21 protein-coding genes, 2 tRNA genes and 4 pseudogenes are annotated in these 24,412 nt (G+C 56.9%); 5 read left to right on the forward strand and 22 right to left on the reverse strand.

The window, feature by feature from the left end; genetic code table 11:
* Positions 1 to 42: 42 nt before the first annotated feature.
* The 13 genes from rpsO to rlmE form a co-directional block, all read right to left on the reverse strand.
* Complete coding sequence (rpsO, locus tag JZM24_RS10580; RefSeq protein WP_215669608.1) at positions 43 to 312, reverse strand: 30S ribosomal protein S15; 270 nt, start codon at positions 310 to 312, stop codon at positions 43 to 45.
* A 117-nt stretch (positions 313 to 429) separates the two neighbouring features.
* Entirely contained in the window at positions 430 to 1,371 is a 942-nt protein-coding gene (gene truB, locus JZM24_RS10585; RefSeq protein ID WP_215669609.1) for a tRNA pseudouridine(55) synthase TruB, read from the reverse strand.
* Entirely contained in the window at positions 1,371 to 1,787 is a 417-nt protein-coding gene (gene rbfA / locus JZM24_RS10590) for a 30S ribosome-binding factor RbfA (RefSeq protein ID WP_215669610.1), read from the reverse strand. Before rbfA ends, truB begins: the two co-directional genes overlap by 1 nt.
* A 68-nt stretch (positions 1,788 to 1,855) precedes the next feature.
* Positions 1,856 to 4,540: a translation initiation factor IF-2 gene (gene infB, locus JZM24_RS10595; protein WP_215669611.1), complete on the reverse strand. Its 2,685-nt coding sequence runs from the start codon at positions 4,538 to 4,540 to the stop codon at positions 1,856 to 1,858.
* Between the two features lie 25 nt (positions 4,541 to 4,565).
* A complete protein-coding gene (gene nusA / locus JZM24_RS10600; protein ID WP_215669612.1) occupies positions 4,566 to 6,053 on the reverse strand; it encodes a transcription termination factor NusA in 1,488 nt (495 codons plus the stop codon).
* 21 nt (positions 6,054 to 6,074) lie between these two features.
* Positions 6,075 to 6,527, reverse strand: a complete 453-nt coding sequence (gene rimP / locus JZM24_RS10605; RefSeq protein ID WP_215669613.1) for a ribosome maturation factor RimP — start codon at positions 6,525 to 6,527, stop codon at positions 6,075 to 6,077.
* Positions 6,528 to 6,742: 215 nt separating this feature from the next.
* A tRNA-Met gene (locus tag JZM24_RS10610) sits at positions 6,743 to 6,819 on the reverse strand.
* A gap of 59 nt (positions 6,820 to 6,878) precedes the next feature.
* Positions 6,879 to 6,965, reverse strand: a tRNA-Leu gene (locus tag JZM24_RS10615).
* 57 nt (positions 6,966 to 7,022) lie between these two features.
* Complete coding sequence (gene secG, locus JZM24_RS10620) at positions 7,023 to 7,355, reverse strand: preprotein translocase subunit SecG (protein ID WP_215669614.1); 333 nt, start codon at positions 7,353 to 7,355, stop codon at positions 7,023 to 7,025.
* Positions 7,356 to 7,652: 297 nt separating this feature from the next.
* The gene (gene glmM, locus JZM24_RS10625) at positions 7,653 to 8,990 is read right to left on the reverse strand and encodes a phosphoglucosamine mutase (protein ID WP_215669615.1); all 1,338 of its coding nucleotides are present in this window, start codon (positions 8,988 to 8,990) and stop codon (positions 7,653 to 7,655) included.
* Entirely contained in the window at positions 8,987 to 9,832 is an 846-nt protein-coding gene (folP, locus tag JZM24_RS10630; RefSeq protein ID WP_215669616.1) for a dihydropteroate synthase, read from the reverse strand. Before folP ends, glmM begins: the two co-directional genes overlap by 4 nt.
* Positions 9,833 to 9,973: 141 nt before the next feature.
* Positions 9,974 to 11,905 (reverse strand): ATP-dependent zinc metalloprotease FtsH, encoded by a 1,932-nt coding sequence (gene ftsH, locus JZM24_RS10635; RefSeq protein ID WP_215670114.1) that lies wholly within the window; start codon positions 11,903 to 11,905, stop codon positions 9,974 to 9,976.
* 55 nt (positions 11,906 to 11,960) lie between these two features.
* Positions 11,961 to 12,590, reverse strand: a complete 630-nt coding sequence (gene rlmE, locus JZM24_RS10640) for a 23S rRNA (uridine(2552)-2'-O)-methyltransferase RlmE (protein WP_215669617.1) — start codon at positions 12,588 to 12,590, stop codon at positions 11,961 to 11,963.
* Between the two features lie 145 nt (positions 12,591 to 12,735).
* Between rlmE and yhbY the strand changes: the two genes are divergently transcribed.
* Positions 12,736 to 13,029, forward strand: coding sequence for a ribosome assembly RNA-binding protein YhbY (yhbY, locus tag JZM24_RS10645; protein ID WP_215669618.1), 294 nt, complete (start codon positions 12,736 to 12,738; stop codon positions 13,027 to 13,029).
* A gap of 142 nt (positions 13,030 to 13,171) precedes the next feature.
* On the opposite strand, the gene greA is transcribed toward yhbY, so the two are convergent.
* Positions 13,172 to 13,648, reverse strand: a complete 477-nt coding sequence (gene greA / locus JZM24_RS10650; RefSeq protein WP_215669619.1) for a transcription elongation factor GreA — start codon at positions 13,646 to 13,648, stop codon at positions 13,172 to 13,174.
* A 373-nt stretch (positions 13,649 to 14,021) separates the two neighbouring features.
* On the opposite strand from greA, the pseudogene dacB reads away from it, so the two are divergent.
* Together dacB and JZM24_RS19175 are read left to right on the forward strand one after the other, a co-directional pair.
* Positions 14,022 to 15,073, forward strand: a pseudogene (gene dacB / locus JZM24_RS10655) (serine-type D-Ala-D-Ala carboxypeptidase); the annotation flags it as partial.
* 70 nt (positions 15,074 to 15,143) lie between these two features.
* A complete protein-coding gene (locus JZM24_RS19175) occupies positions 15,144 to 15,407 on the forward strand; it encodes a D-alanyl-D-alanine carboxypeptidase (protein WP_312884968.1) in 264 nt (87 codons plus the stop codon).
* Here the strand turns inward: JZM24_RS19175 and JZM24_RS10660 are convergent.
* The 5 genes and pseudogenes from JZM24_RS10660 to rplU form a co-directional block, all read right to left on the reverse strand.
* Entirely contained in the window at positions 15,388 to 16,305 is a 918-nt protein-coding gene (locus JZM24_RS10660; RefSeq protein WP_215669620.1) for a hypothetical protein, read from the reverse strand. The two genes, JZM24_RS19175 and JZM24_RS10660, sit on opposite strands and share 20 nt — an antisense overlap.
* Positions 16,306 to 17,133: 828 nt before the next feature.
* Positions 17,134 to 18,303: an Obg family GTPase CgtA gene (cgtA, locus tag JZM24_RS10665; protein ID WP_215669621.1), complete on the reverse strand. Its 1,170-nt coding sequence runs from the start codon at positions 18,301 to 18,303 to the stop codon at positions 17,134 to 17,136.
* 16 nt (positions 18,304 to 18,319) lie between these two features.
* Positions 18,320 to 19,308: pseudogene (locus JZM24_RS10670) on the reverse strand (DMT family transporter).
* Between the two features lie 88 nt (positions 19,309 to 19,396).
* Positions 19,397 to 19,654 carry a 50S ribosomal protein L27 gene (rpmA, locus tag JZM24_RS10675; protein ID WP_215669622.1) on the reverse strand — a complete coding sequence of 86 codons (258 nt, stop codon included), beginning with the start codon at positions 19,652 to 19,654 and terminating at the stop codon, positions 19,397 to 19,399.
* 15 nt (positions 19,655 to 19,669) lie between these two features.
* Positions 19,670 to 19,981 (reverse strand): 50S ribosomal protein L21, encoded by a 312-nt coding sequence (rplU, locus tag JZM24_RS10680; RefSeq protein ID WP_215669623.1) that lies wholly within the window; start codon positions 19,979 to 19,981, stop codon positions 19,670 to 19,672.
* A gap of 256 nt (positions 19,982 to 20,237) precedes the next feature.
* Between rplU and ispB the strand changes: the two genes are divergently transcribed.
* Positions 20,238 to 21,209 carry an octaprenyl diphosphate synthase gene (ispB, locus tag JZM24_RS10685; RefSeq protein WP_215669624.1) on the forward strand — a complete coding sequence of 324 codons (972 nt, stop codon included), beginning with the start codon at positions 20,238 to 20,240 and terminating at the stop codon, positions 21,207 to 21,209.
* Positions 21,210 to 21,307: 98 nt separating this feature from the next.
* Here ispB and JZM24_RS10690 read toward each other — a convergent pair whose 3' ends face one another.
* Positions 21,308 to 21,688, reverse strand: coding sequence for a DNA-binding protein (locus JZM24_RS10690; RefSeq protein ID WP_215669625.1), 381 nt, complete (start codon positions 21,686 to 21,688; stop codon positions 21,308 to 21,310).
* Between the two features lie 185 nt (positions 21,689 to 21,873).
* Between JZM24_RS10690 and JZM24_RS10695 the strand changes: the two are divergent.
* Positions 21,874 to 22,125, forward strand: a pseudogene (locus tag JZM24_RS10695) (helix-turn-helix domain-containing protein); the annotation flags it as partial.
* Positions 22,126 to 22,175: 50 nt separating this feature from the next.
* Here JZM24_RS10695 and JZM24_RS10700 read toward each other — a convergent pair.
* Positions 22,176 to 22,553: a DNA-binding protein gene (locus JZM24_RS10700; protein WP_215670116.1), complete on the reverse strand. Its 378-nt coding sequence runs from the start codon at positions 22,551 to 22,553 to the stop codon at positions 22,176 to 22,178.
* A gap of 810 nt (positions 22,554 to 23,363) precedes the next feature.
* Positions 23,364 to 24,302: pseudogene (gene mdh, locus JZM24_RS10705) on the reverse strand (malate dehydrogenase).
* Positions 24,303 to 24,412: the final 110 nt, after the last annotated feature.

The following is a 24,412-nucleotide window of genomic DNA, read 5'->3' on the forward strand; positions in this document are numbered from 1 at the left end:
AAAGGGGCCACATAAGGCCCCTTTCTCCTGAAACTGTCTGGCTTAGCGACGCAGACACAGGCGTTCGATAAGGCTGGTGTAACGCGCCACATCTTTGCCTTTCAGGTAGTCGAGCAGCTTACGACGCTGTGAAACCATACGCAACAGACCACGGCGGCTGTGGTGATCTTTTTTATGTTCCGCAAAATGGCCCTGCAAATGGCTAATCTGAGCGGTTAAAAGAGCAACCTGAATTTCAGTGTAACCGCTGTCTTTGGCATCACGGCCGAAATCAGTAACAATTTTCGCTTTCGCTTCAACACTTAGAGACATTATAACACTCCAAAATGATTGTGAAATAGATGGGCGCCGATCTCTAATTCAGCCACCCGCTTCATAAGCCGCGCCATTCTACTCTCAGCCCGTGTCGATCGCAAGGCGATTACATGATCAGGCACGCGGTTCCGCTATCAGGCGGCGCGGCGTCAGCCGGCCCGGTGCGGCGATTTCGCCGATGCCGAAAAAGCGTCCGGCGTCCCCTTCGGTCAGGCGTACCAGCCCGTCCTGCGGCTGCGTTGTAACCGCTACCGTTTGCCCGAGGCGCACCCGCGCGGCGAGGTCAGACGGCAGATTGACCGCCGGCATATCCGCCACCGCGCTGTCCATCGGCAACAGCAGCGCGTCCAGCTGCGCCAGGATTTCCGGCGCTTCCGGCGCGTCGGCGGCAATGGCCTGCAGCGACGCAAGCGTTACCATACGCTCAGATGGATAGCGGGCAACCGCCAGCCGGCGCAGCGCCGTGACGTGCGCGCCGCAGCCGAGACGTTCACCAAAATCATCGATAATGGTGCGAATGTAGGTGCCTTTGGAACAATGAATCTCCAGTTCCACCTCCGTCAAATCCCAGCGGTGTAACTGCAAATCGTAGACGTGGATAGGGCGCGCCTCTCGCTCTACCGTGATGCCTTTACGGGCGTACTCGTACAGCGGACGCCCCTGATGCTTCAGCGCGGAAAACATCGACGGCACCTGACTGCTTTCACCACGGAAGTGGTTCAGCGCCGCCTCAAGGCGTGCCTTATCCAGCGATACCGGCCGGACGCTGACCGTTTGGCCCTCGGCGTCGGAGGTATCGGTGCGTTCGCCGAGCCGGGCGGTGACCCGATAGCGCTTATCCGCCTCCAGCAGATGCTGGGAAAACTTGGTCGCCTCGCCGAGGCAGACGGGCAGCATGCCGGTCGCCAGCGGATCCAGCGCACCGGTATGCCCGGCCTTATTAGCGCGAAACAACCGTTTGACCTTTTGCAACAAATCGTTGGACGAGATCCCGAGCGGTTTATCCAACAGGACGATGCCGTCAATATCACGGCCACGGCGACTTGGACGGCCCATCAGTCTTCCTTATCCTCACTATCCGTCTCATCCGCCGGGCTTACGCCCCGGCGCAGGCGGTCATTTTGCACCACCTGGCTGACCAGATTAGACATGCGCATACCTTCCACCAGCGAATTATCGTAGGCGAAGGTCAATTCAGGCACCACGCGCAGGCGCATGGCTTTGCCCAGCAGGCTGCGAATGAAACCCGCCGCATCCTGCAGCGCCCGGACGCCGGTTTTAACCTGTTCAGGGGTGTTGTCGTTCAGAAAGGTGACGAACACTTTGGCGTAGGCCAGATCGCGCGACACTTCTACGCCTGACACCGTCGCCATGCCGACGCGGGGATCTTTGATTTCGCGCTGCAGGATGATGGCGATTTCTTTTTGCATCTCCTGGGCGACGCGCTGGGTGCGGCTATATTCTTTGGCCATGGTAAATTCTCCAGACAAGCAGGGGGGCTGGTCGCCCCCCTGTGGTGTGCGCTGCCGATAACGCGTTATCAGGCAATGGTACGTTGGATCTCGATGGTTTCAAACACTTCGATGACGTCGCCTGAGCGAACGTCATTGTAGTTCTTCACGCCGATGCCGCATTCCATGCCGTTACGCACTTCGTTGACGTCGTCTTTGAAACGGCGCAGCGACTCTAGTTCACCTTCGTAGATCACCACGTTTTCACGCAGGACGCGGATCTTGTTGTGACGCTTCACCACGCCTTCCGTCACCATACAGCCGGCGATAGCGCCGAATTTCGGTGAACGGAACACATCGCGTACTTCCGCCAGACCGATGATTTCCTGTTTGTATTCCGGCGCCAGCATGCCGCTCATCGCCTGTTTGACTTCATCAATCAGGTCGTAGATGACCGAGTAATAGCGCAGATCCATGTTTTCCGCTTCGATAACGCGACGGGCGGACGCATCGGCACGCACGTTAAAGCCCAGCAGGATAGCGTTGGAGGCTGCCGCCAGCGTCGCGTCGGTTTCAGTAATGCCGCCCACGCCGGAGCCGACAATCTTCACCTTCACTTCATCGGTGGACAACTTCTCGAGCGCGTCGCTGATGGCTTCGGCGGAACCCTGTACGTCAGATTTCAGCACGATGTTCAGCTCGGACACTTCCCCTTCGGTCATGTTGGCGAACATGTTTTCCAGCTTGGACTTCTGCTGACGCGCCAGTTTGACTTCGCGGAACTTGCCTTGACGGTACAGCGCCACTTCACGCGCTTTCTTCTCGTCGCGCACCACCGTTGCTTCATCACCGGCTGCCGGCACCCCGGACAGACCGAGGATCTCAACCGGAATCGAGGGTCCGGCGGAGGCGACGTCACGGCCCACTTCGTCGCGCATGGCGCGCACGCGGCCGTACTCGAAACCGCACAGCACAATGTCGCCTCGGTTCAAGTTGCCTTCGCGCACCAGCACGGTAGCAACCGGACCACGCCCCTTATCCAGGAAGGATTCGATGACCACACCACTGGCCATGCCGTTGCGGATCGCTTTCAGCTCCAGCACTTCCGCCTGCAGCAAGATAGCGTCCAACAGCTCGTCAATGCCCGCGCCGGATTTGGCGGAAACATGTACGAACTGGCTTTCGCCGCCCCACTCTTCCGGAATGACGCCGTATTGGGTCAGTTCATTCTTGACCCGATCCGGATCCGCTTCCGGTTTATCGATCTTGTTAACCGCCACCACCACCGGCACTTTGGCCGCTTTGGCGTGCTGAATGGCTTCGATGGTCTGCGGCATCACGCCGTCGTCGGCCGCCACCACCAGCACCACGATATCCGTCGCCTGTGCGCCACGGGCGCGCATTGCGGTAAAGGCCGCATGCCCCGGGGTATCCAGGAAGGTGATCATGCCGTTATCGGTTTCCACGTGATAGGCACCGATATGCTGGGTGATGCCGCCCGCCTCGCCTGCCGCCACTTTCGTGGAGCGGATATAATCCAGCAGCGAGGTTTTACCGTGATCGACGTGACCCATGATGGTCACCACCGGCGCACGGGATTCCGCGGCGGCGGAGCTGCCGGTGTCGCGATCGGACATCACCGACTCTTCCAGCTCGTTCTCACGGCGCAAAATCACCTTGTGACCCATTTCTTCCGCCACCAATTGCGCGGTTTCCTGGTCGATCACCTGATTGATGGTCGCCATGGCGCCCAGCTTCATCATCGCCTTGATGACCTGCGAGCCTTTCACCGCCATTTTGTTGGCAAATTCCGCAACCGTGATGGTTTCGCCGATGACCACATCGCGGTTCACCGCCTGCGCCGGCTTGTTGAAGCCCTGCATCAGGGTGCTCGGTTTACGCTTGCCCTTGCCGCCACGGCCCACGGCACGCGCTTCTTCGCGATCGGCCTTGGATTCAGACAGGCGGCTGGTTTTTTTCTGCTTGGTCGCTTTACCGCCGCGGGTGCGGCTGCGGTGATCGCCTTCCACTTTGCGGTCGTTTTCGTCTTCGGCTTCCCGGGCGTGATGGGAGGTCGTGATGTGATAATCAGTGGTATCTTCCTCCGCCGGCTCAGGCGCGTTGTCCCAGGTGCCGCCGCGTTCTTCGGCCATACTGCGCGCTTCTTCCGCGACCTGGAGAGCCTTCTCTTCGACCTTGCGACGCGTTTCCTCTTCCGCTTTGCGTCTTAGCTCCGCGGCTTCGGCTTCACGGCGAGCTTTTTCAGCCGCCTGTGGTGACTTGATCATAGTATTGGTCTGCTGGTTAGTCAATTTATCACTTTCCGCTGCCACACGCTTCGCCTGTTCAGCGGCCTCACGCTTGGCTTTCTCTTCAGCCGCGCGTTTTGCTTTTTCTTCGGCGTCGCGTTGCGCTTTTTCGGCAGCTTCGCGCTGGGCCTGCTGCTGAGCCAGCTCTTCCGCTTCAGCCTGTTCCTGCGCCTGCGGATCGCGTTGCACATAGGTGCGCTTTTTGCGCACTTCGATTTGCACCGACTTACTTTTACCGCCGGTGCTCGGAATATTCAAGGTGCTGCGCGTTTTGCGCTGCAAAGTTAATTTATTGGGCGACGCTCCGCGATTGCGGTTCAGGTGCGCCAGTAAGGTTTCTTTTTCCTGCTGGGTCACAGAGTCTACTGCGGTTTTATCAATGCCCGCATCAGCAAATTGCTGTAACAGGCGATCGACCGGAGTCTGTATTTCAGCGGCGAGCGATTTTACGGTTACATCTGTCATGCTGTTCCTTTCCTGCTACAGTTTATTACGCGTTGTCGCCAAACCAGCAAATATTGCGCGCGGCCATGATGAGCTCGCCGGCTTTTTCACTACTCAGCCCTTCAATATCTGACAGGTCGTCGACACCCTGTTCGGCAAGATCTTCCAGCGTACAAACACCACACGCCGCCAGTTCGAACGCCATGTCGCGCTCAAGTTCAGGCAGACCCAGCAGGTCTTCAGCCGGTACGCCCGCGCCGCGATTCTCTTCCTGCGCCAGCGCAAGTGTGGTTAGCGCATTCTTCGCCCGTTCGCGCAGCGCTTCCACCGTTTCTTCATCGAGCCCTTCAATTTCCAGCAGTTCATTTATCGGCACGTAGGCCATCTCCTCAAGGGATGAGAACCCTTCCTCCACCAGTGCCGTCGCGAACTCTTCATCGATATCCAGATTGCGGGTAAAGATATAGATCGCCGCATGGGCTTCAGCTTGATGTTTTGCCTGCAGATCTTCTACCGTCATTACATTCAGCTCCCAGCCGCTGAGCTGGGAAGCCAGCCGGACGTTTTGTCCGTTGCGGCCGATAGCCTGGGCAAGATTGCCCGCTTCTACCGCGATATCCATGGTGTGCTTATCCTCGTCCACCACAATGGACGCGACATCGGCAGGCGCCATGGCGTTGATAACAAACTGGGCCGGATTATCATCCCACAGCACGATATCAATACGTTCGCCGCCCAATTCGCTTGAAACCGCCTGAACGCGAGCACCTCGCATACCGACGCAGGCGCCGACCGGATCGATGCGCTTATCGTTGGTCTTCACGGCGATTTTCGCCCGTGAGCCCGGATCGCGGGCGGCGGCCTTGATTTCAATCACTTCTTCACCGATTTCCGGTACTTCAATGCGGAACAGCTCGACCAGCATCTCCGGCCGTGACCGGCTGACAAACAGCTGCGCGCCGCGCGCTTCCGGGCGGACCGAATACAACACGCCGCGGATACGGTCGCCAGGACGGAAATTTTCCCGCGGCAGCATGTCCTCGCGGCCAATGACCGCTTCAGCATTGCTGCCCATATCGAGGCTGATGCTGTCCCGATTCACTTTTTTCACCACGCCGGTGACGATCTCGCCTTCGTGGCTGCGGAACTGATCGACCACCATCGCCCGTTCGGCTTCACGCACTTTCTGCACGATGACCTGTTTAGCGGTCTGGGTGGTAATGCGGTCAAACACCACCGACTCAATTTCATCTTCGATATAGCCGCCAAGCTGCGCCGTAGGTTCGTCAAACTGCGCCGCGTCCAGTGTGATTTCCCGGGTGGGTTGAGTCACTTCGTCCACAATGAGCCAACGGCGGAAGGTATCGAAGTCCCCTGACTTGCGATCGATGCTGACGCGAACTTCGATTTCCTGTTCGTATTTTTTCTTCGTTGCCGTGGCCAGTGCCGTCTCCAGCGCCTCGAAAATCTTTTCCCGCGGGACGGCTTTCTCGTTGGACACTGCCTCAATAACAGCCAGAATTTCTTTATTCATCCTAGTTGCCTCAGTAAAACGTTAAAAGTGGGGTACCAGGTTCGCTTTCTGAATATTGTGCAAAGCGAACACTCCATCTTTTCCATCCACCGTCACCGTGATCATTTCACCGTCGACAGCTTTGATGGCCCCCTGCCATTTACGGCGGTTTTGCACCGCGATACGCAGCACCACGCTGACGTCGCTACCGGTAAATTGGCGATAATGCGCGGCGGTAAACAGCGGGCGATCCAAACCCGGTGATGAGACCTCAAGGCTATAGGCCACGGAGATAGGGTCTTCAACGTCCAGTACTGCGCTGACCTGGTGGCTTACATCAGCACAATCATCAACGGTGATGCCCTCGTCACTATCGATATAAATGCGTAGCGTCGACTGGCGGCCACGAATAAATTCAATACCCACCAGCTCAAACCCCAGAGCTTCCACGGGTGCAGTGATCATCTCAGTCAATTTTTGTTCTAATGTGGACAAGGCCACCCCCAAGACATAAAAAAAGGGCTAATTAGCCCAGTATTACTGTAGTGAAATAACAAAAAGCCCCGAAAATTCGGGGCGTTAAGTGACTGGACCCTGTAAACCGCAGGCGGCTTTGAAACCATTCCAGAAGAATCATTTTTCAAACGCCTGTGATGGTGTAAACCTAACGCCTACAGACAGTATATTTGAAAAAGCACTCTAAAGGAATGTGGTTGCGGGGGCCGGATTTGAACCGACGACCTTCGGGTTATGAGCCCGACGAGCTACCAGGCTGCTCCACCCCGCGTCCGAAAACGCTGAAAATACTACTCTGATAACCCCAAAAAAGCAAGCTATCTCTGGGATTGGTACCGAGGACGGGACTTGAACCCGTAAGCCCAATCGGGCACTAACACCTCAAGGTAGCGTGTCTACCAATTCCACCACCTCGGCACTTTCTATCGGTTCTTGCGCTTCTTTACGATTGCCCTATCGGGCAACGCTTAACGTTTACTGCGGAATATCATTACCCGGTTTCGCCGGCGCTTCGGCTGGTGCCTTATCCGCCTGCTGAGCCTGATTCAGGTTGTCCCACTGGCTGCCTTTCTGACCATGATTGCTGCTCAGGTTGCCCAGCACCAGGCTGAGAACGAAAAACAGCGTTGCCAGCACGGCCGTCATACGGGTCATGAAGTTACCGGAACCGCTAGAACCGAACAGGGTGCCAGAGGCGCCTGCACCGAACGAGGATCCCATATCAGCACCTTTACCTTGTTGCAGCATGATCAGCGCAACCAGGCATAACGCTACTAACAGGAATATGACTAACAGAGCTTGGTACATAATCTTTCAGTATCCTTGCGGTAACCACCGCACGTTAAGCTATCGCAGCCCCAATACGGCACCTGATGTCACCGACTGAAGCGGGTGTGAATACTAACCAAAGCGCCCAGCGCGTGCAAGGGCATTTTACGGCTGGCTGACCGTTTGCGGAAAAAAACGCCAGTGCCGCTCGCTGCTTAGGCATCGCCGGTCGACGGCGCCGACCAAGACCACGGCGGGCGCTGACGCCCTGTCACCGCCCCGGTAAATCGCAGCCGCGGCAGCAGCTTTCACCGACTCAGCGCCGGGACTTACACTTCAGCCCGCGGCTTTCACCGCGTCAGCGATGTGGTGCGCCAGCTGGCTGACCTGTTCAGTATCTTCCCCTTCCACCATGACGCGGATAAGGAGCTCGGTGCCCGACTTGCGCAGCAGCACCCGCCCGCGCCCTGCCAGTTGCTGCTCCACCTCGTCGCTGGCCTGTTTCACTGCCGCCGACGCCAGCGGATCGTGTTGCCCGGCGAAGCGCACATTGACCAGGATCTGCGGCAGCAGGCGCATGCCGCTGCACAGATCGTGCAGATTCATGTGGTTGCCGACCATTGCCGATAACACCTGCAGACCGGCGATGATGCCGTCTCCGGTGGTGGTTTTGTCCAGCAAGATGACGTGACCGGAGTTTTCAGCGCCAATGCGCCAGCCTTTTTCCTGCATTTTCTCCAGCACATAGCGGTCGCCGACGCGAGCGCGCACGAAAGGCACGCCCAACTGCTTTAGCGCCAGCTCCAGCCCCATATTGCTCATCAGCGTGCCCACCACGCCGCCGGACAGCTGGCCCTGGCGCAACTTTTCCCGCGCGATGACATACAGGATCTGGTCGCCATCCACTTTCTGCCCCAGATGATCGACCATAATCACCCGATCGCCGTCGCCATCATAGGCAATGCCCAGATCGGCCTTCTCCGCCAGCACCCGGCTTTGCAACAGGCGAACATCGGTAGCGCCGCACTCTTGGTTGATATTCATACCGTCCGGCTGGCAGCCCAGAGTCACCACCGTCGCGCCGAGTTCGCGCAACACGCTGGGCGCGATGTGGTAGGTAGCGCCATTGGCGCAATCCACCACAATCTTCAATCCCTTAAGGCTTAAATTACCGGGAAAGGTCCCTTTGCAAAACTCGATATAGCGCCCGGCCGCATCAACAATGCGACTGGCTTTGCCCAGCTCCGCCGATTCGACGCAGGTCAACGGCCTGGCCAGCTCCGCCTCGATAGCCTCTTCCACCTCGGCGGGCAGCTTGGTACCGTCGATGGAGAAAAATTTGATGCCGTTATCGTAGTAGGGATTATGGGAGGCGGAGATCACAATGCCGGCCTCGGCGCGGAAGGTGCGGGTCAAATAGGCAATGGCCGGCGTCGGCATCGGGCCGGTAAACGCAGCGGAAAGCCCGGCCGCCGCTAAACCTGCTTCCAGCGCCGACTCCAGCATATAGCCGGAAATACGGGTATCTTTGCCGATAATGATTTTCCGCGAGCCATGGCGCGCCAGCACCTTGCCGGCGGCCCAGCCCAGTTTGAGCACAAAATCCGGCGTAATGGGGCTGTCGCCGACCTTGCCGCGGATGCCGTCGGTGCCGAAATATTGATGATTACTCATTGAAAATAGGTTTCCTTCGCTGTAAGCGTAGCTTCCACCACGCGCATGGCTTCCACGGTCTGCCTGACGTCATGGACCCGGATAATCTGCGCCCCCTGCAGCGCGGCGATAACTGCGCAGGCGACACTACCTGAAACCCGCTGTTCTGCCGGAAGATCCAACAATGCGCCTATCATGGATTTACGCGACATCCCCACCAACAGCGGCAGCCCGAGATGATGGAAATCACCCAACCTGGCCAGGAGGCGATAATTATGCGCCAGGGTCTTGCCGAAACCGAAGCCCGGATCGAGCAACAGTCGTTTTTTGGTGATGCCGGCAGCTTCACAGCGCGCAATTTGCTGTACGAAAAAAGCCTCTACCTCCGCCAGCACATTCTCATAATGCGGCGCCTGCTGCATGGTGTCCGGCTCGCCCTGCATATGCATCAGGCAGATGGGCAATTGGCTGGCGGCGGCGGCGTCCAGGGCACCCGGTTCACCAAGCGCGCGGATATCATTGATCAAATGGGCGCCGGCCGCCGCGCTTTCACGCATCACCAGCGCCTTGGAAGTATCCACGGAGATAAAAGTATCAAAACGTTCCGCTAGCGCCGCCACTACCGGCACCACCCGCGCCGCTTCCTCTTCATCGCTGACCGCCTGCGCGCCGGGGCGGGTGGATTCACCGCCAATATCGATAAGGGTCGCGCCAGCCGCCAGCATCGCCGCGGCATGATCGACGGCGTCGGCCAGACGTTGGTATTTGCCGCCGTCGGAGAACGAGTCCGGGGTCACGTTGAGGATCCACATGACGCGGGGCACCGCCAGGCTGAGGGTGCGCTCTCGCGCAATAAGTTGCATAACGGCGTTTCCTTATGCTGTGCAATCTGTTAGGCGGCTATCTTAGCATTTTCAGCGCAAAAAAAAGCCCCGGCGTGTCGTAAAACGCGGGGCTGGCGGTATTACCGCGCCGGAGCTTGCACGCCGGCGCGCAAGGGGCTCTTAGCGGTTGCCGTATTGCGCCGACATGGTATTGCCGGGATTCGGCGTGCGCGGCTCATCCACCGGCGTCGGCGCGCGCGGCGTACCGTCGTCACCGCTATTGCCGGAGACGGTGTCGTCCCATCCGGCGGGCGGGCGGACGGCTTTGCGGCCCATTAAATCGTCGATCTGCGGCGCATCGATGGTTTCATATTTCATCAGCGCATCCTTCATGGCATGCAGGATATCCATATTTTCCGATAGCAGCGCGCGGGCGCGGACATAATTACGCTCAATCAGTGACTTCACTTCCTGGTCGATAATACGCGCCGTTTCATCGGACATGTGCTTCGCCTTGGCCACCGAGCGGCCGAGGAACACTTCGCCCTCTTCCTCCGCATACAGCAGCGGGCCGAGCTTCTCGGAGAACCCCCACTGGGTTACCATGTTGCGGGCGATGGAGGTCGCTACTTTGATGTCGTTGGACGCCCCGGTGGACACTTTCGCCGGGCCGTAAATGATCTCTTCGGCAAGCCGGCCGCCGTAAAGGGTGGAGATCTGGCTTTCCAGTTTCTGGCGGCTGGCGCTGATGGCATCCCCTTCCGGCAGGAAGAAGGTCACCCCCAGGGCGCGACCACGCGGGATAATCGTCACTTTATGCACCGGATCATGCTCCGGCACCAGGCGGCCGATAATCGCGTGGCCGGCCTCGTGATAGGCGGTAGACTCTTTTTGCGCCTCGGTCATCACCATGGAACGGCGCTCGGCGCCCATCATGATTTTGTCCTTGGCTTTCTCGAATTCCACCATCGATACCACGCGTTTGCTGCCGCGGGCGGCGAACAGCGCCGCTTCGTTCACCAGGTTGGCCAGATCGGCACCCGAGAACCCGGGCGTACCGCGCGCAATGACTGACGCATCCATATCGGGCGACAGCGGCACGCGGCGCATGTGCACTTTCAAAATCTGTTCACGCCCGCGGACATCAGGCAGGCCGACCACCACCTGGCGGTCGAAACGGCCGGGACGCAGCAGCGCCGGGTCCAGCACGTCGGGCCGGTTGGTGGCGGCAATGACGATAATGCCCTCATTACCTTCAAACCCGTCCATTTCCACCAGCATCTGGTTAAGGGTCTGCTCGCGCTCGTCGTGACCACCACCGAGACCCGCGCCGCGTTGACGCCCGACGGCGTCAATTTCATCGATGAAGATGATGCACGGCGCCGCTTTTTTCGCCTGCTCGAACATATCGCGCACGCGCGAGGCGCCCACGCCGACGAACATTTCCACGAAGTCAGAACCGGAAATGTTGAAGAAGGGTACTTTGGCTTCCCCCGCAATGGCCTTGGCCAGCAGCGTTTTACCGGTCCCGGGCGGCCCCACCATCAGCACGCCTTTCGGGATCTTGCCGCCCAGTTTTTGGAAACGGCTCGGCTCGCGCAGGTAGTCCACCAGTTCGCTGACTTCTTCCTTGGCTTCATCACAGCCGGCGACATCGGCGAACGTCGTCTTGATCTGATCTTCCGACAGCATTCGCGCCTTGCTCTTGCCGAACGACATCGCGCCTTTACCGCCGCCACCCTGCATCTGGCGCATAAAGAAAATCCAGACCCAAATCAACAACAGCATCGGGAACCAGGAGATAAAGATCGACGCCAGCAGGCTGGGTTCTTCCGGCGGCTCGCCCACGACTTTGACGTTTTTGGTCAAAAGGATATCGAGCAGCTTGGGATCGTTGACCGGAATATAGGTGGTGTAGCGGTTACTGTCTTTTTTAGTAACTGTGATTTCACGACCGTTAATACGCGCTTCCCTCACCTGATCCTGATTCAATTCGGACATAAAGGTGGAATAATCCACTTTACGGCCATTGGACTCGCTGGGCCCGAAGCTCTGGAATACCGACATCAGCACTACTGCGATAACTAACCAGAGAATCAGGTTCTTCGCCATGTCACTCAAGGGATTAACCTCATATTACAACGGTGTTAACAATTAGCGTAGGGTACTATAGTTTGCGCCCTGTCGCCACAATGTACACTTCGCGGGATCGGGCCCGGGAAGCGTCTGGCTTGCGTATTTTTACCTTCGTAAACAGGGAGCGAATTTCCCGCAGGTACTCATCAAAACCTTCTCCCTGAAAGACTTTAACCAGGAAACTCCGGCCCGGTGCCAGGACATCCCGGCACATTTCCAACGCCAGTTCCACGAGATACATGGATTTAGGGATGTCGACCGCCGGCGTTCCGCTCATATTGGGCGCCATATCGGACAACACCACCTGCACCTTCTGCTCGCCCACGCGTTCAAGCAGGGCCTGCAGCACCAGGGGTTCACGAAAATCCCCCTGCAGAAAGTCAACGCCTACCATGGGATCCATCGGCAGGATATCACAGGCGATGATACGCCCTTTGCCGCCAATTTGCGTGGCGACGTATTGCGACCAGCCACCGGGCGCCGCGCCCAAATCCACCACGGTCATCCCGGGCCGGAATAGCTCGTCGCTCTGCTGTATTTCATCAAGTTTAAACCAGGCACGGGAACGCAGTCCTTTTTTTTGTGCCTGTTGAACATATTTATCGCTAAAGTGTTCCTGCAGCCAGCGGCTGGAGCTTGCAGAACGCTTTTTGGTCGCCATCTTATTTCCCAACTATCCTAAAAGAATGTAGCGGTGGAAAGAATTGGCCGCCCATGCGCCAAATCAGCATCGTCAGATTTGGCGATACGTATGAGATGGCGGTAGAATATGCCGTTTTCAATCCCAACCTAAGTAAAAAACACAAATGAATCTGAATAATAAGCAAAAACAGCACCTTAAAGGGCTGGCTCATTCGCTGAAGCCTGTTGTCATGCTGGGCAATAACGGCCTAACCGAAGGTGTGCTGGCCGAAATTGAACAGGCGCTGGAGCATCATGAGTTTATCAAGGTGAAAATTGCCGCGGAAGAGCGTGAAACCAAAACGCTGATTGCCGATGCTATCGTTCGTGAAAGCGGCGCCAGCAAGGTACAGGTTATTGGCAATATTCTGGTGCTGTACCGACCGGCTAAAGAGCGGATTATTACGCTACCCCGCTAACGTCATCTTTTCTGCTGGAAAGATGCCATTCTCCGACCCACAGGAAAAGGCCACTCGCGGCCTTTTGCTTTTCTTTACAAAGCCAACGGTGGCCCGCTGGCGTCCATAGCGGGCGGTGGCCGGCTGCTGCGCGCCCGGACGCTTAGAGATACGCCACCTTGAGGATCTCGTATTCCACCTCGCCACCCGGGGTCTTGATGACCACGATATCCCCTTCTTCCTTGCCCACCAGCCCGCGGGCGATGGGGGAATTAATGGAAATCAGATTTTGCTTGAAATCGGCTTCATCGTCGCCAACGATGCGGTAGGTTTGTTTCTCTTCGCTATCCAGGTTTTCTACGCTGACCGTTGCGCCGAAAATGACGCGGCCGTTCGGGGCCAGCTTGGTCACATCGATCACCTGCGCATTGGACAGCTTGGCTTCGATTTCCTGTATGCGGCCTTCACAGAATCCCTGCTGTTCCCTGGCGGCATGATACTCGGCATTTTCTTTTAAATCGCCGTGTTCGCGGGCCTCGGCGATAGACCGGATAATTTCGGGGCGGCGGACGCTTTTGAGATATTCGAGCTCTTCCCGCAGTTTTTCAGCGCCGCGCAGGGTCATCGGAATATGGTTCATAATTATACCTCTAGATAAATTCTTCCTGCTAAAATAATCGCCGTCCTGGCGTGATAGGCGCTGGCGCGACGCGCGTTTGGCACACGCCGCTCACCAAGCGCAAAGCAAAAGGAGGCGACCCCGGAATTGCTTCCCAGGCCAGCCTCAGTTTTGCATTTTGATACGTATTTTACCGCAGAGTTCGGTGTGGGTCATCGTTTACTTTATCCCTGTTTGCACCGTAGTATGACAGCACGTTACTTTGCCGTTGCCCAAAATTATGCGTTTTTTACGATTAGTCATAGGATTGACCAGTGTTTTCATGCTTTCCGCACAGGCGGCACCGGTCGAAAACTATACGGAATACTTGCACGACGGTGCCAATCTGGCGCTGATGGTACAAAAAGTGGGGGCTGCGCAACCCACCATTGATTATCACAGTCAGCAAATGGCGCTGCCCGCCAGCACCATGAAGTTGCTTACCGCCCTCGCGGCATTGTTGCAGCTGGGGCCGGATTATCGCTTCACCACCCTGGAGGCGTCAGCGGCACCGGTGGGCGGGGTCCTGCGCGGCAATCTGACCGCGCGCTTCGGCGGCGATCCCACCTTTACCCGCCAGCGCTTACGCAATATGGTGGCCGAACTGCGCAAGCAGGGTATCAAACAAATCACCGGCGATCTGATCATTGATACCTCGGTGTTTGCCAGCCATGATAAAGCGCCCGGCTGGCCCTGGAACGAACTGACGCAATGTTTCAGCGCCCCCCGGGCGCCGCTATCGTCGATCGCAACTGCTTCTCGGTGTCGCTCTATAGCGCCAGGACCGCCGGCGAGCCGGCGTTTATCCGCGTCGCTTCCTATTATCCGGTGCATATGTTCAGCCAGGTGCGCACTCTGGCTCGCGGCGACAGCCAGGCACAATATTGCGAGCTGGACGTGGTGCCGGGAGAGCTGAACCGTTTTACCCTTACCGGTTGCATGACTCAACGCGCCGAACCCTTACCGCTGGCGTTCGCCATTCAGGACGGCGCCAGCTATGCCGGCGCCATCCTCAAAGACGAATTGCAGCAGGCGGACATTACGCTAAACGGTACCTTGCTACGCCAAACACAACCCAGCCCGCCGGGGCAGATTTTGGCGCAGTCCTCGTCCGCGCGGCTGCACGATTTACTGCATATTATGCTGAAAAAATCCGACAATATGATTGCCGACACGGTTTTTCGCATGATTGGCCACGAACGCTTCAAAGTGCCGGGCACCTGGCGCGCCGGCTCCGATGCGGTGCGTCAAATCCTGCGTCAACAGGCGGGCATCGATCTGGGCAACAGTATTCAGGTAGACGGCTCTGGCCTGTCACGCCACGACCTGATTTCCCCCGCCACCATGATGCAGGTATTGCAATATATCGGCCAGCACGACCAGACACTGGACTTTATTTCCATGCTGCCGCTGGCGGGCTATGACGGCACGCTGATGTATCGCGCCGGTCTGCACGGAAGCGGGCGTCGACGGCAAAGTGTCGGCGAAAACCGGTTCGCTGCAGGGCGTATACAATCTGGCAGGCTTTATCACCACCGCCAGCGGTCAACGTATGGCGTTTGTGCAATATCTTTCCGGCTATGCGGTGCCGCCCGCGGATCAACGCGCGCGTCGCTTTTTCCCCTGGTGTGTTTCGAGAGCCGGCTGTATAAAGATATTTATCAAAACAATTAGCCCTTTGGTCAGGCCGGCCCAGCGCCGGCCCGGCCCTCGCTTTCAGGCTATAGACGGCTGGCGATGACTTTCTCAAACATCTGTTGCAGATTGCGGCAGCAAAGAGCGGCCATCAGTTCCTCGATGCGCCGCAGCGTACTGTTGTCATTACGGGTATAGGGGCGACCCTGGCCGATGTCGACGATAAGCTGCGCGATACAGTCGGCGTTATCCATAATAATATTCGCCTGCAGCATCTTGTCCGCCCTTACCCGCACGATAAATTCCATCGGTGTCAAAGGCCGCAGGTTGCAGAAATTCTCATAGCCTTTCACAAAGGTTTTCTCATAGGGTAGCGCCTCGCCGTTGCCGGAATTAATCGCATCATAGAATTGCTTCAGGATAGAGGTGGCGTCCGAAGTGTTGCCGTTGCCCGGCAGAAACAGAAAATCCTGAGCGCCGGCCTCGATATGAGAAATCTCATGCAGGAGGGTGGCATGGAGCGGATACTGTTTCTCAACACTATCGTTGTCTACCATGATAACCACTCTTTTACCCTCATCATTGGGCAGCGTCACGCCTAGCGGGATGTCGTGATCATAGCTGAAGGGTTGATCGTCCGTTCGCGAGGAGGCGAAAATGATGTTCGCCTTATGATGGTTCAGGTAATTGTTGATATTGATGAGATAATACCGCAGCCGCAACAGGGCCTGCGTCAGGGTAGTGTTATTAGTGGTCTGCAACACGTTGCCGAGGTAGCGTTTGATGCTGCTGTTGCGGGCAATCTCTAGTGTACCGTCAAGCGTCTCCTCTATCTCGTCAAAGAAGATCTCCAGCGCGCGCTTGACATATTCATGGGCCAGTTCCACCTCATGGACAAAGCGTTTTAAATTTTGCCGTAGATAGCTAAAACAGGCGGGAATGGTTTGCACCTGCTTACCATAGGAATACAAATGCACTTTAAAATGGCGCAAGTATTCTATCATCCGTCTGTCATTCCAGCCTGCTGCCTCACACCGTCGAATTTTGTGGCGCGCATAATACGCCCTAACCGTGATGTCGAGATCCCGGGTTAGATCCCGCCTGCGATCGAACAGGAATTGATAATAGCCCATAGGATATATGAAACTCGCCAATCGCGACGCCGGCAATGGGGCCTGGATGGCCGCGGGGGGCGGCTAGACGCGACGCCGGCAATAAGGCCTTCATGGCGCGGTGGGCGGCTAAAATGCGGCGCCGGCAATGAAGCCTGGGTGGCGCGGAGGGCGGCTTGACGCGACAGGTGTGGTGTTGGTTGCACCGCCGTCGAGGTTTGTTGCGTGCGAGGGGGACTGCTCCTGGCCGCATCGGCAGACGCCGGCGCCGCAGCGGTATTCTGTAGACGGGCGGCGACGGTGCTCTGCACGGTATCTTGTGATCCGCCGCCGACGTCGGCTAGATAGGTCAGGATCGCCTCCCACTCCGCGTTGTACGCTGCAACTTCGGGCGAGGCGGACCCGTCATCGGTGGACGTCATAGCCTGCGTCGCCCGGGAAGCGGCGACCTGGTCGCGAGTCGCCATCGCGCAGGGCGTGACGGCAACGTCCGGGGGGATGGATGGCGCTTGGGCGAACGTGACCAAGGCGCCGGTCTCCGTCATGAAGCGCGCAACCTCCCCTGCGGTCAGGGCGTCGCCAGCGGCTTTGGCCCCACCGACGCCGGCGACGCCTAAACTGCGGCGGAGACGTGGCGGCATTGCCAGTCAGTGCTTACTGACCGGCATTCGCCGCCTGGGCGATCCCATGACCGCGAGGAAGGAAAAGAGTTAATGTTGCTCAGTGCTGATAGACCGTTTCCACACCGTCTTCATCGTCCTCATCCCAATCATCATCATCCAGTGCCTCTTCGGCTTCCGCCTGCTGAAGTTGATCGCGGTGATAATCATCCCACATGAACTCGACTTTTTCCGGCGGGGCCTCGGGGGCCGCCTGCTCTTTAGGGTGGGCATTGATGAAGGACATCACATCCCAACATAACGCTTTCACGCCGTCGCGGTTGGCGGCGGAGATCAGATAGTGTTCCCCTTCCCAGTTCAGCGCCTCTGCGATGGCCTTAGCGCGCGCCGCCGCTTCTTCCGGGTCAAGCAAATCCGCTTTATTGAACACCAGCCAGCGCGGTTTGGCAGCCAGGTTTTCACTGTAGCGTTCCAATTCGGTAATGATGATGCGGGCATTCTCCACCGGATCAGATTCATCCACGGGCGCCAGGTCGATAAGATGCAGCAGCACCCGGCAGCGTTCCAAATGTTTGAGGAAACGGATACCCAAACCGGCCCCATCGGCCGCGCCCTCGATAAGTCCCGGAATATCCGCCACCACGAAGCTCTGTTCGTTATCCATACGTACCACGCCCAGGCTCGGCACCAGCGTGGTAAACGGATAATCCGCAACCTTGGGCTTGGCCGCCGATACCGCGCGGATAAACGTGGACTTACCGGCGTTGGGCAGACCGAGCATACCCACATCCGCCAGCAGCATCAGCTCCAACTGGATCTCGCGGATCTCGCCTTTGGTGCCGTCGGTTTTCTGCCGCGGCGCCCGGTTGACCGACGATTTGAAGCGCGTATTGCCCAGGCCGTGAAATCCCCCTTTGGCCACCATCAGCCGCTGCGCGTGGCGGGTCATATCGCCCATGACTTCATTGGTGCCCGAATCCAGCACTCGCGTGCCCACCGGCACTTTGATGATGATGTCTTTGCCGCGCTTGCCGGTACAATCGCGGCTCTGGCCGTTTTGACCGCGCTCGGCGCGAAAGTTTTTCTCAAAACGGTAATCGATGAGGGTGTTCAGGTTCTCATCCGCCAGCAGCCACACGTCGCCGCCGTCGCCGCCGTCGCCGCCGTCAGGACCCCCACGGGGAATGTATTTTTCCCGGCGGAAGCTGACGCAGCCATTGCCGCCATCGCCCGCCGCCGCCAGAATGGCGGCTTCATCAACAAACTTCATGCTAACTCTCCATAAATCATTTGCCGGGCGGCTTGATAACGGCGGCCGCAGCCCGTCTGTTCAGCCCGGGCCACCAGCGGTGACCGACGGCAGAACACATCGCGCCCGCCACCACTACGACCGCGCCGCTATAGCCGACAAAGTTCAGCGGCGGCGGCGAGAAGGACGCGGGCCAGAACAGCGCCAGCAAATTAGAAAAAATCAAGGTAAATAGCGGCGTCAGGGTAATAATGGCGCTGACCTGCGCCGCCTGCCAGCGCGCCATGGCTTCCGCCATCGCCCCGTACCCCACCAGAGTATTCAGGCCGCAAAACAGCAAGCAGGCCAGTTGACCGCCGGTTAATTGCATAAGCGTCAGCGGCTTTGCCACTACCGTCAATGCTATTGTACACAAAATATACAACAGCAACAGAATCTGTTGCGACGCCAGGCGACGCAGCAACACTTTTTGCGCCACGCCATAGCACACCCACACCATCGCCGCGCAACAGCTAAAAATCACACCCAGAGTATTAGCGGTCAGACGGGTGAAAATCTCGCTCAGGCTGCTGTTGAAAAACATCAGCAGTCCGCCTATCAGCATGATGGCGCCAATCAGCTGGGTAATACGCATGCGCTCTTTCAAAATCACCACGCTCGCCAGCATCATGCCGACCGGCGACAGCTGACCGATGACCTGCGAGGCGGTAGGATTCAAATACTGCAGCGAGGTGCTGAAAAAACGAAATTGCCCAAGAGTCCCAGTCCCGCGGTCGCCACCGCTAGCAATATCAGCCAGCGCCAGCGGAAAAAAAGCCGCAGCGGCGGCAGTTGCCCGCGCGGCGTCAAAATCAGCAGCAGACTAATACCGGCCAACAAAAAACGGTACCAAACCACGGTATAAGGCTCCATGGTGGTAAGGACCTGCTTCATGGCGATGGGGAGCGCGCCCCAGCACATAGCGGTGGTTAAGGCGAGCGCAATGCCGATGCCCGCTTGCTGTCCGGCCTGCTGTGTATTTTTCATGATAAACGGTGAGCGTAAAACAGCGGATAAAGTAAAAAGCCCTGCAACCAGGTGCGGGGCTTTACTCGGCAATCAGAGAACGGGAAATTTATTCAGCAACGATGCTAACAAATTTACGGTTCTTCGGGCCCTTCACTTCAAACTGGATTTTACCGGTCGTCAAAGCGAACAGCGTATGATCTTTGCCGCAGCCTACGTTGGTTCCCGGGTGGAAACGTGTTCCACGCTGACGAACGATGATGCTACCGGCATTTACCGTTTCGCCGCCGAAGCGTTTCACGCCCAGGCGTTTACTTTCTGAGTCGCGACCGTTACGTGTGGAGCCGCCAGCCTTTTTGTGTGCCATGAGTCCGCTCTCCTGTTAAGCGCCAATACCGGTGATTTTAACGTCAGTGAACCACTGACGGTGTCCCTGATGCTTACGGAAGTGCTTACGGCGACGAAATTTAACAATCATCACTTTATCGCCGCGACCATGAGCCACGACTTCCGCCGTGATCTTGCCGCCGTTCACGAAAGGACCGCCGATCTGGATGTCTTCGCCGTTGGCGATCATCATAACCTGGTCAAACTCAACAGTGTCACCCGTTGCGATGTCCAGCTTTTCAAGGCGAACGGTCTGACCTTCGCTCACCCGGTGTTGTTTACCACCACTTTGGAAAACCGCGTACATAAAAAACTCCGCTCTCCGCACGCTCAATCTGTAATCGTCTGGAGCGTGCTATAAATATTCACAATAGGGCGCGAATTATACGCAAGAATCTCACCAAAGACAAGTGCAGAATACGTACACAAAGCGAAAAAGGTGCAGTTTCTTCATCGCCATTTATCTCTTACGTTTTTCAAGTACAATCAATAACACTCTTTCCGCCAACCGGTTTTGTGTGCGGCATTACACTGACGGTATACCCTTAAACCGATTAAAAATAATGAATCTTGAACAAATTACTGAACTGACCGCGCAGGATATGGCGGAGGTCAACACGGCAATCCGCGAGCAGCTAAACTCCGAGGTCGCCCTGATAAATCAGCTTGGACATTACATCATCAGCGGCGGCGGCAAGCGTATCCGGCCGATGATTGCGGTGCTGGCGGCGCGAGCGCTGCATTATCAGGGCAAGCAGCACGTCACCGTCGCCGCACTGATTGAATTCATTCATACCGCCACCTTGCTGCATGACGACGTGGTGGACGAGTCAGATATGCGCCGCGGCAGAGCAACGGCCAACGCGGCGTTTGGCAACGCGGCGAGCGTGTTGGTCGGTGATTTCATTTATACCCGTGCTTTCCAGATGATGACCGCGCTGGAATCCCTGCGCGTGCTCAAACTGATGTCTGAGGCGGTTAACATCATCGCCGAGGGTGAAGTCTTGCAGTTGATGAACTGCAACGACCCGGATATCACCATCGACAGCTACATGCGGGTGATTTACAGCAAAACCTCGCGGTTGTTCGAGGCGGCGTCACAGTCTTCCGCCATATTGGCCGGCGCCGATGCCCGCCAGGAAGCGGCGCTGCGCGACTACGGCCGCTATTTGGGCACCGCCTTTCAACTGATTGACGATTTACTGGATTACGGCGCGGACGGTAAAACGCTGGGAAAAAATACCGGCGATGACCTTAACGAAGGTAAGCCGACGCTTCCTTTACTGCACGCCATGCGCAACGGCACGCCGGAACAGGCGGCGCCTATCCGGCAGGCCATTGAACAGGGCAACGGACGTCACTTGCTGGAAACGGTGCTGGAAACGATGCGCCAGTATGATTCGTTGGGCTACACACGCCGGTGCGCAGAAAAAGAAGCGGATAAAGCTATCGCCTGTCTGGGCTGCCTGTCGCCCTCGCCTTACCGCGATGCGCTAGAGAGCCTGGCCCATGTGGCGGTACAGCGCGACTCGTAAGCGCCCACGTCAATAAAGGAAGATATTTGGAAAATCGTCGTCAATGAACGGCAACCCACGGCATGATGCGAAGGCCGGCGCCGCCGACATACCTGTCGCTATTCTCTCTGCAGCCCCAACCGCACGATAAACGCGCCGATGCCTTCGCGCATCACAAAAGCAATCACCCGCTCCCGCTCTTCAATAGTCAGTTGCCGGTAAATGGCAATCCAGGTCGACAGGGAGGTGGATACCCCCGCCCCAGGCGCGTCAAGCGCCCATTCGGCTTCGTCGCCATCGCGCATTTCCCGGCGTAGCAGCGCCTGTTGCACTGCCGCCGGCAGGCTATCGAAAGCGTACTCCATTCCCCGCCCCTGTGCGCCTTGCCTGCGACTCCGGTTCCATTTTTCACGCCTGGCAAGATCACACAGCCCCTGACGGGTACCGGGCAGCCCGGCAACAGACAGCAGTTCCTGAGTGCTGAACCATGCGTGTTTCATAAGATTTTCATTCCGAATTCGACCTGCATAACAAAATAGACTTTATTTGAAAATAGTTGAAAGCTTTTAGGAATTTTGGTGCTATATATTTTTCAACTAAAGGCTATGACCATTGCCATCGTTTTATCTGAATTGGTTAGTTATACCATTAACCAGCGTTTGTCTTACAGCACAAGGAACGAAATATGAGCGAAAGGAATACAGATTGGCACCCTGCGGATATCATCGCGGCACTCCGTAAACGCGGGGCCTCACTCGCCGCAGTATCGCGGGCGGCGGGGTTGAGTTCTTCCACGCTGGCAAACGCCCTCACCCGGCCCTGGCCGAAGGGGGAGTGGCTCATCGCCGATGTGCTGGAGATCCATCCCTCGGTGATATGGCCAAGTCGCTATATCGATCCGGAAACCAATCAATTACTCGATAGTAAAAGTCTGATAGACCAGCGCGCCGGCGCCGGGGAGGGCTATGCCTTCCCCGGCGAACGCTTTCATTCCGGCCTGACGTCGATGAGCGGTTCGTCAGGATAGTCAAGACGCTTTAACAGGTTCAGTACCCCTTCACGTACGATAAAGGAGACGATAAAATCGCGCTCCGCATCGGAAAGTTGCCGATGAATTTCGTTCCAGGTTGCCGACGTCTCCTGTGGGGAGAGTTGGTACTCCGCCGGGTTAGTTCTTAAAGAAAGCGTCTTTTTCACCATGTCCGGCAAACTGTGCCAGGCATACTCTACCGCTTTACCACGCGCACCCTCGCGCCGCCTTTTCTGCCAGCCCTCCTCTCTGGCCCGCCTATTCAGTCCCTGTCGTGTTTTGGGTAGTCCACCTACCCCAATCAATTCGTGCGTTGCAATCCATTCTTTTTTTATTTCCATCTTTTATCCCCCTCCTTGTCATGGTGACAGCCTGGTGCTATCGCCATCGCACGGTTTGGGCAGGTACTGTGAAATTTACGGCACCTGATTCCCGTTCCGCTATTACGACAACATTTAATGTATAACATTAAATGTTGTCGTAACGCTAATTACAACACAAAAAAAGCGCATTGGATCAAAGGTGGCATTAAAAAATGAGATCAATGCCAGCTATTAGAATAAAAAACACAAAATTAATAAAAATTGTTCATTATCAATTGAATAGAATTCTTGTAACATTATCTATGTTATTACTGCAATGCAATAAACTATCTCTTAAGAAATAACTTTTATGTGAAAATGAATAGCCAGGAAAAAGGAAAAGAAAACGCCGACACCGCTAACTTATGCCACGGGAAACGGGCACAAAATAGTATTTGGCATAAGGAAAATTTTCACCGTTATACACCTTGGCGGCGCCGACATAATGTTAGCGCCGATGCGCTGCACCGCCGTATTTCACGGCGCCAAACATTCCCGGCTGTGATGGCGCCTGCGCCGCCTTACTTCTCGGTTCTTTAAAATACCCGCCAGACCGGCGGCGCCAGAATCATCGACGGCAAACTTGCCCAGTCACGCCGATGCGCTGCACCCTAAGACACCGTTTCCCTGTCCGCACGCGGCATCCCTCTACCACCTTGCCGATACCACCGGCATAGAAAAAGACGCCGTGCTGCGGCGCTGAAGAGCTAGGGCCATGGCGGGGAACGAGCGCATTGCCCTGAGGGGAAAACCCATGATACTGTCCCCCGCTGCCGACAGCGGCTATTGTTGCAAAAACCGCTCGCCGAGCGCGATATCCTCGTTTAACGCCTGGCGCATGCCCTGCAGCGCCTGTTGCTCGAAGTCGGTCAGAATAACCCAGCGGCCGACGCGCGCTGACGCCATGCGGTCCCAACAGCAGCTGGGCGAAAAAGCGGGAAAAGTCGGTTTCGCTTTCCACATAGGCGCATTCAATTATCCCTTACTGCCCCTGCAGCGCACGCACCAGCGACAGCGTAAAGCGGGCTGCGGCGTAACCCATGGCGAGCGTGGCGGACCCAGCGCCGGCCTTCGCCTCGACCACCTCGGTGCCAGCGTTGCGGACCCGTCGGGTCAAAAGATTGACTTCCTCCTCGCTAAAACTGATGCCCGCCACCTGGGATAGCAATGGCAAAATCGTGACGCCGGAGTGGGGCCGCCCACGACCTGCACCTCTATCTGGTCCGGTCGCAGACCTTTCAGATCTGCCACATAACGGTTGGCGCGTATGACGTCCAGGGTCGTGATGCCAAACAGTTTTTGCGGTTGGTAGACACCGGCTTGCGACAGCACGCCTGCGGCGATGGGAACCAGGGTATTTACCGGGTTGGTGACAATGCCGATAAGCGCCTGTGGCGCACAGGCCGCCACCTGACCGATCAGTTGCCGGACGATACCGGCATTAACATTAAACAGATCTGCGCGATCCATCCCGGGCTTACGGGCGACACCCGCTACGATCAGCACGATATCGGCGTTAAGCAACGCCGGTGTCGCGTCTGAACCACAAAACACGCGGACCTGCACCGGCGAGGGGATGTGGCTGAGATCCACGGGGATCCCCGCTGTTACCGGCGCGATGTCATACAGCGAGAGTTCCCAGTCCTGGGGTAAACGGGTTGTCAGCAGCAGCGCCAGTGCCTGGCCGATGCCGCCTGCCGCGCCGAGCAATGCGACTTTCATTGTAATCTCCTTATAACCCTGCGAAGAATGGCATCTCATACTCTACTAGAAAGCATAAATGCATCGCCTAATAAAGACAATTGACCAACCTCAGGTTTGCGGCAGCGCGT

Origin of the sequence: Candidatus Sodalis endolongispinus, assembly GCF_018777395.1 — a bacterium.
Classification (GTDB): domain Bacteria; phylum Pseudomonadota; class Gammaproteobacteria; order Enterobacterales; family Enterobacteriaceae; genus Sodalis_B; species Sodalis_B endolongispinus.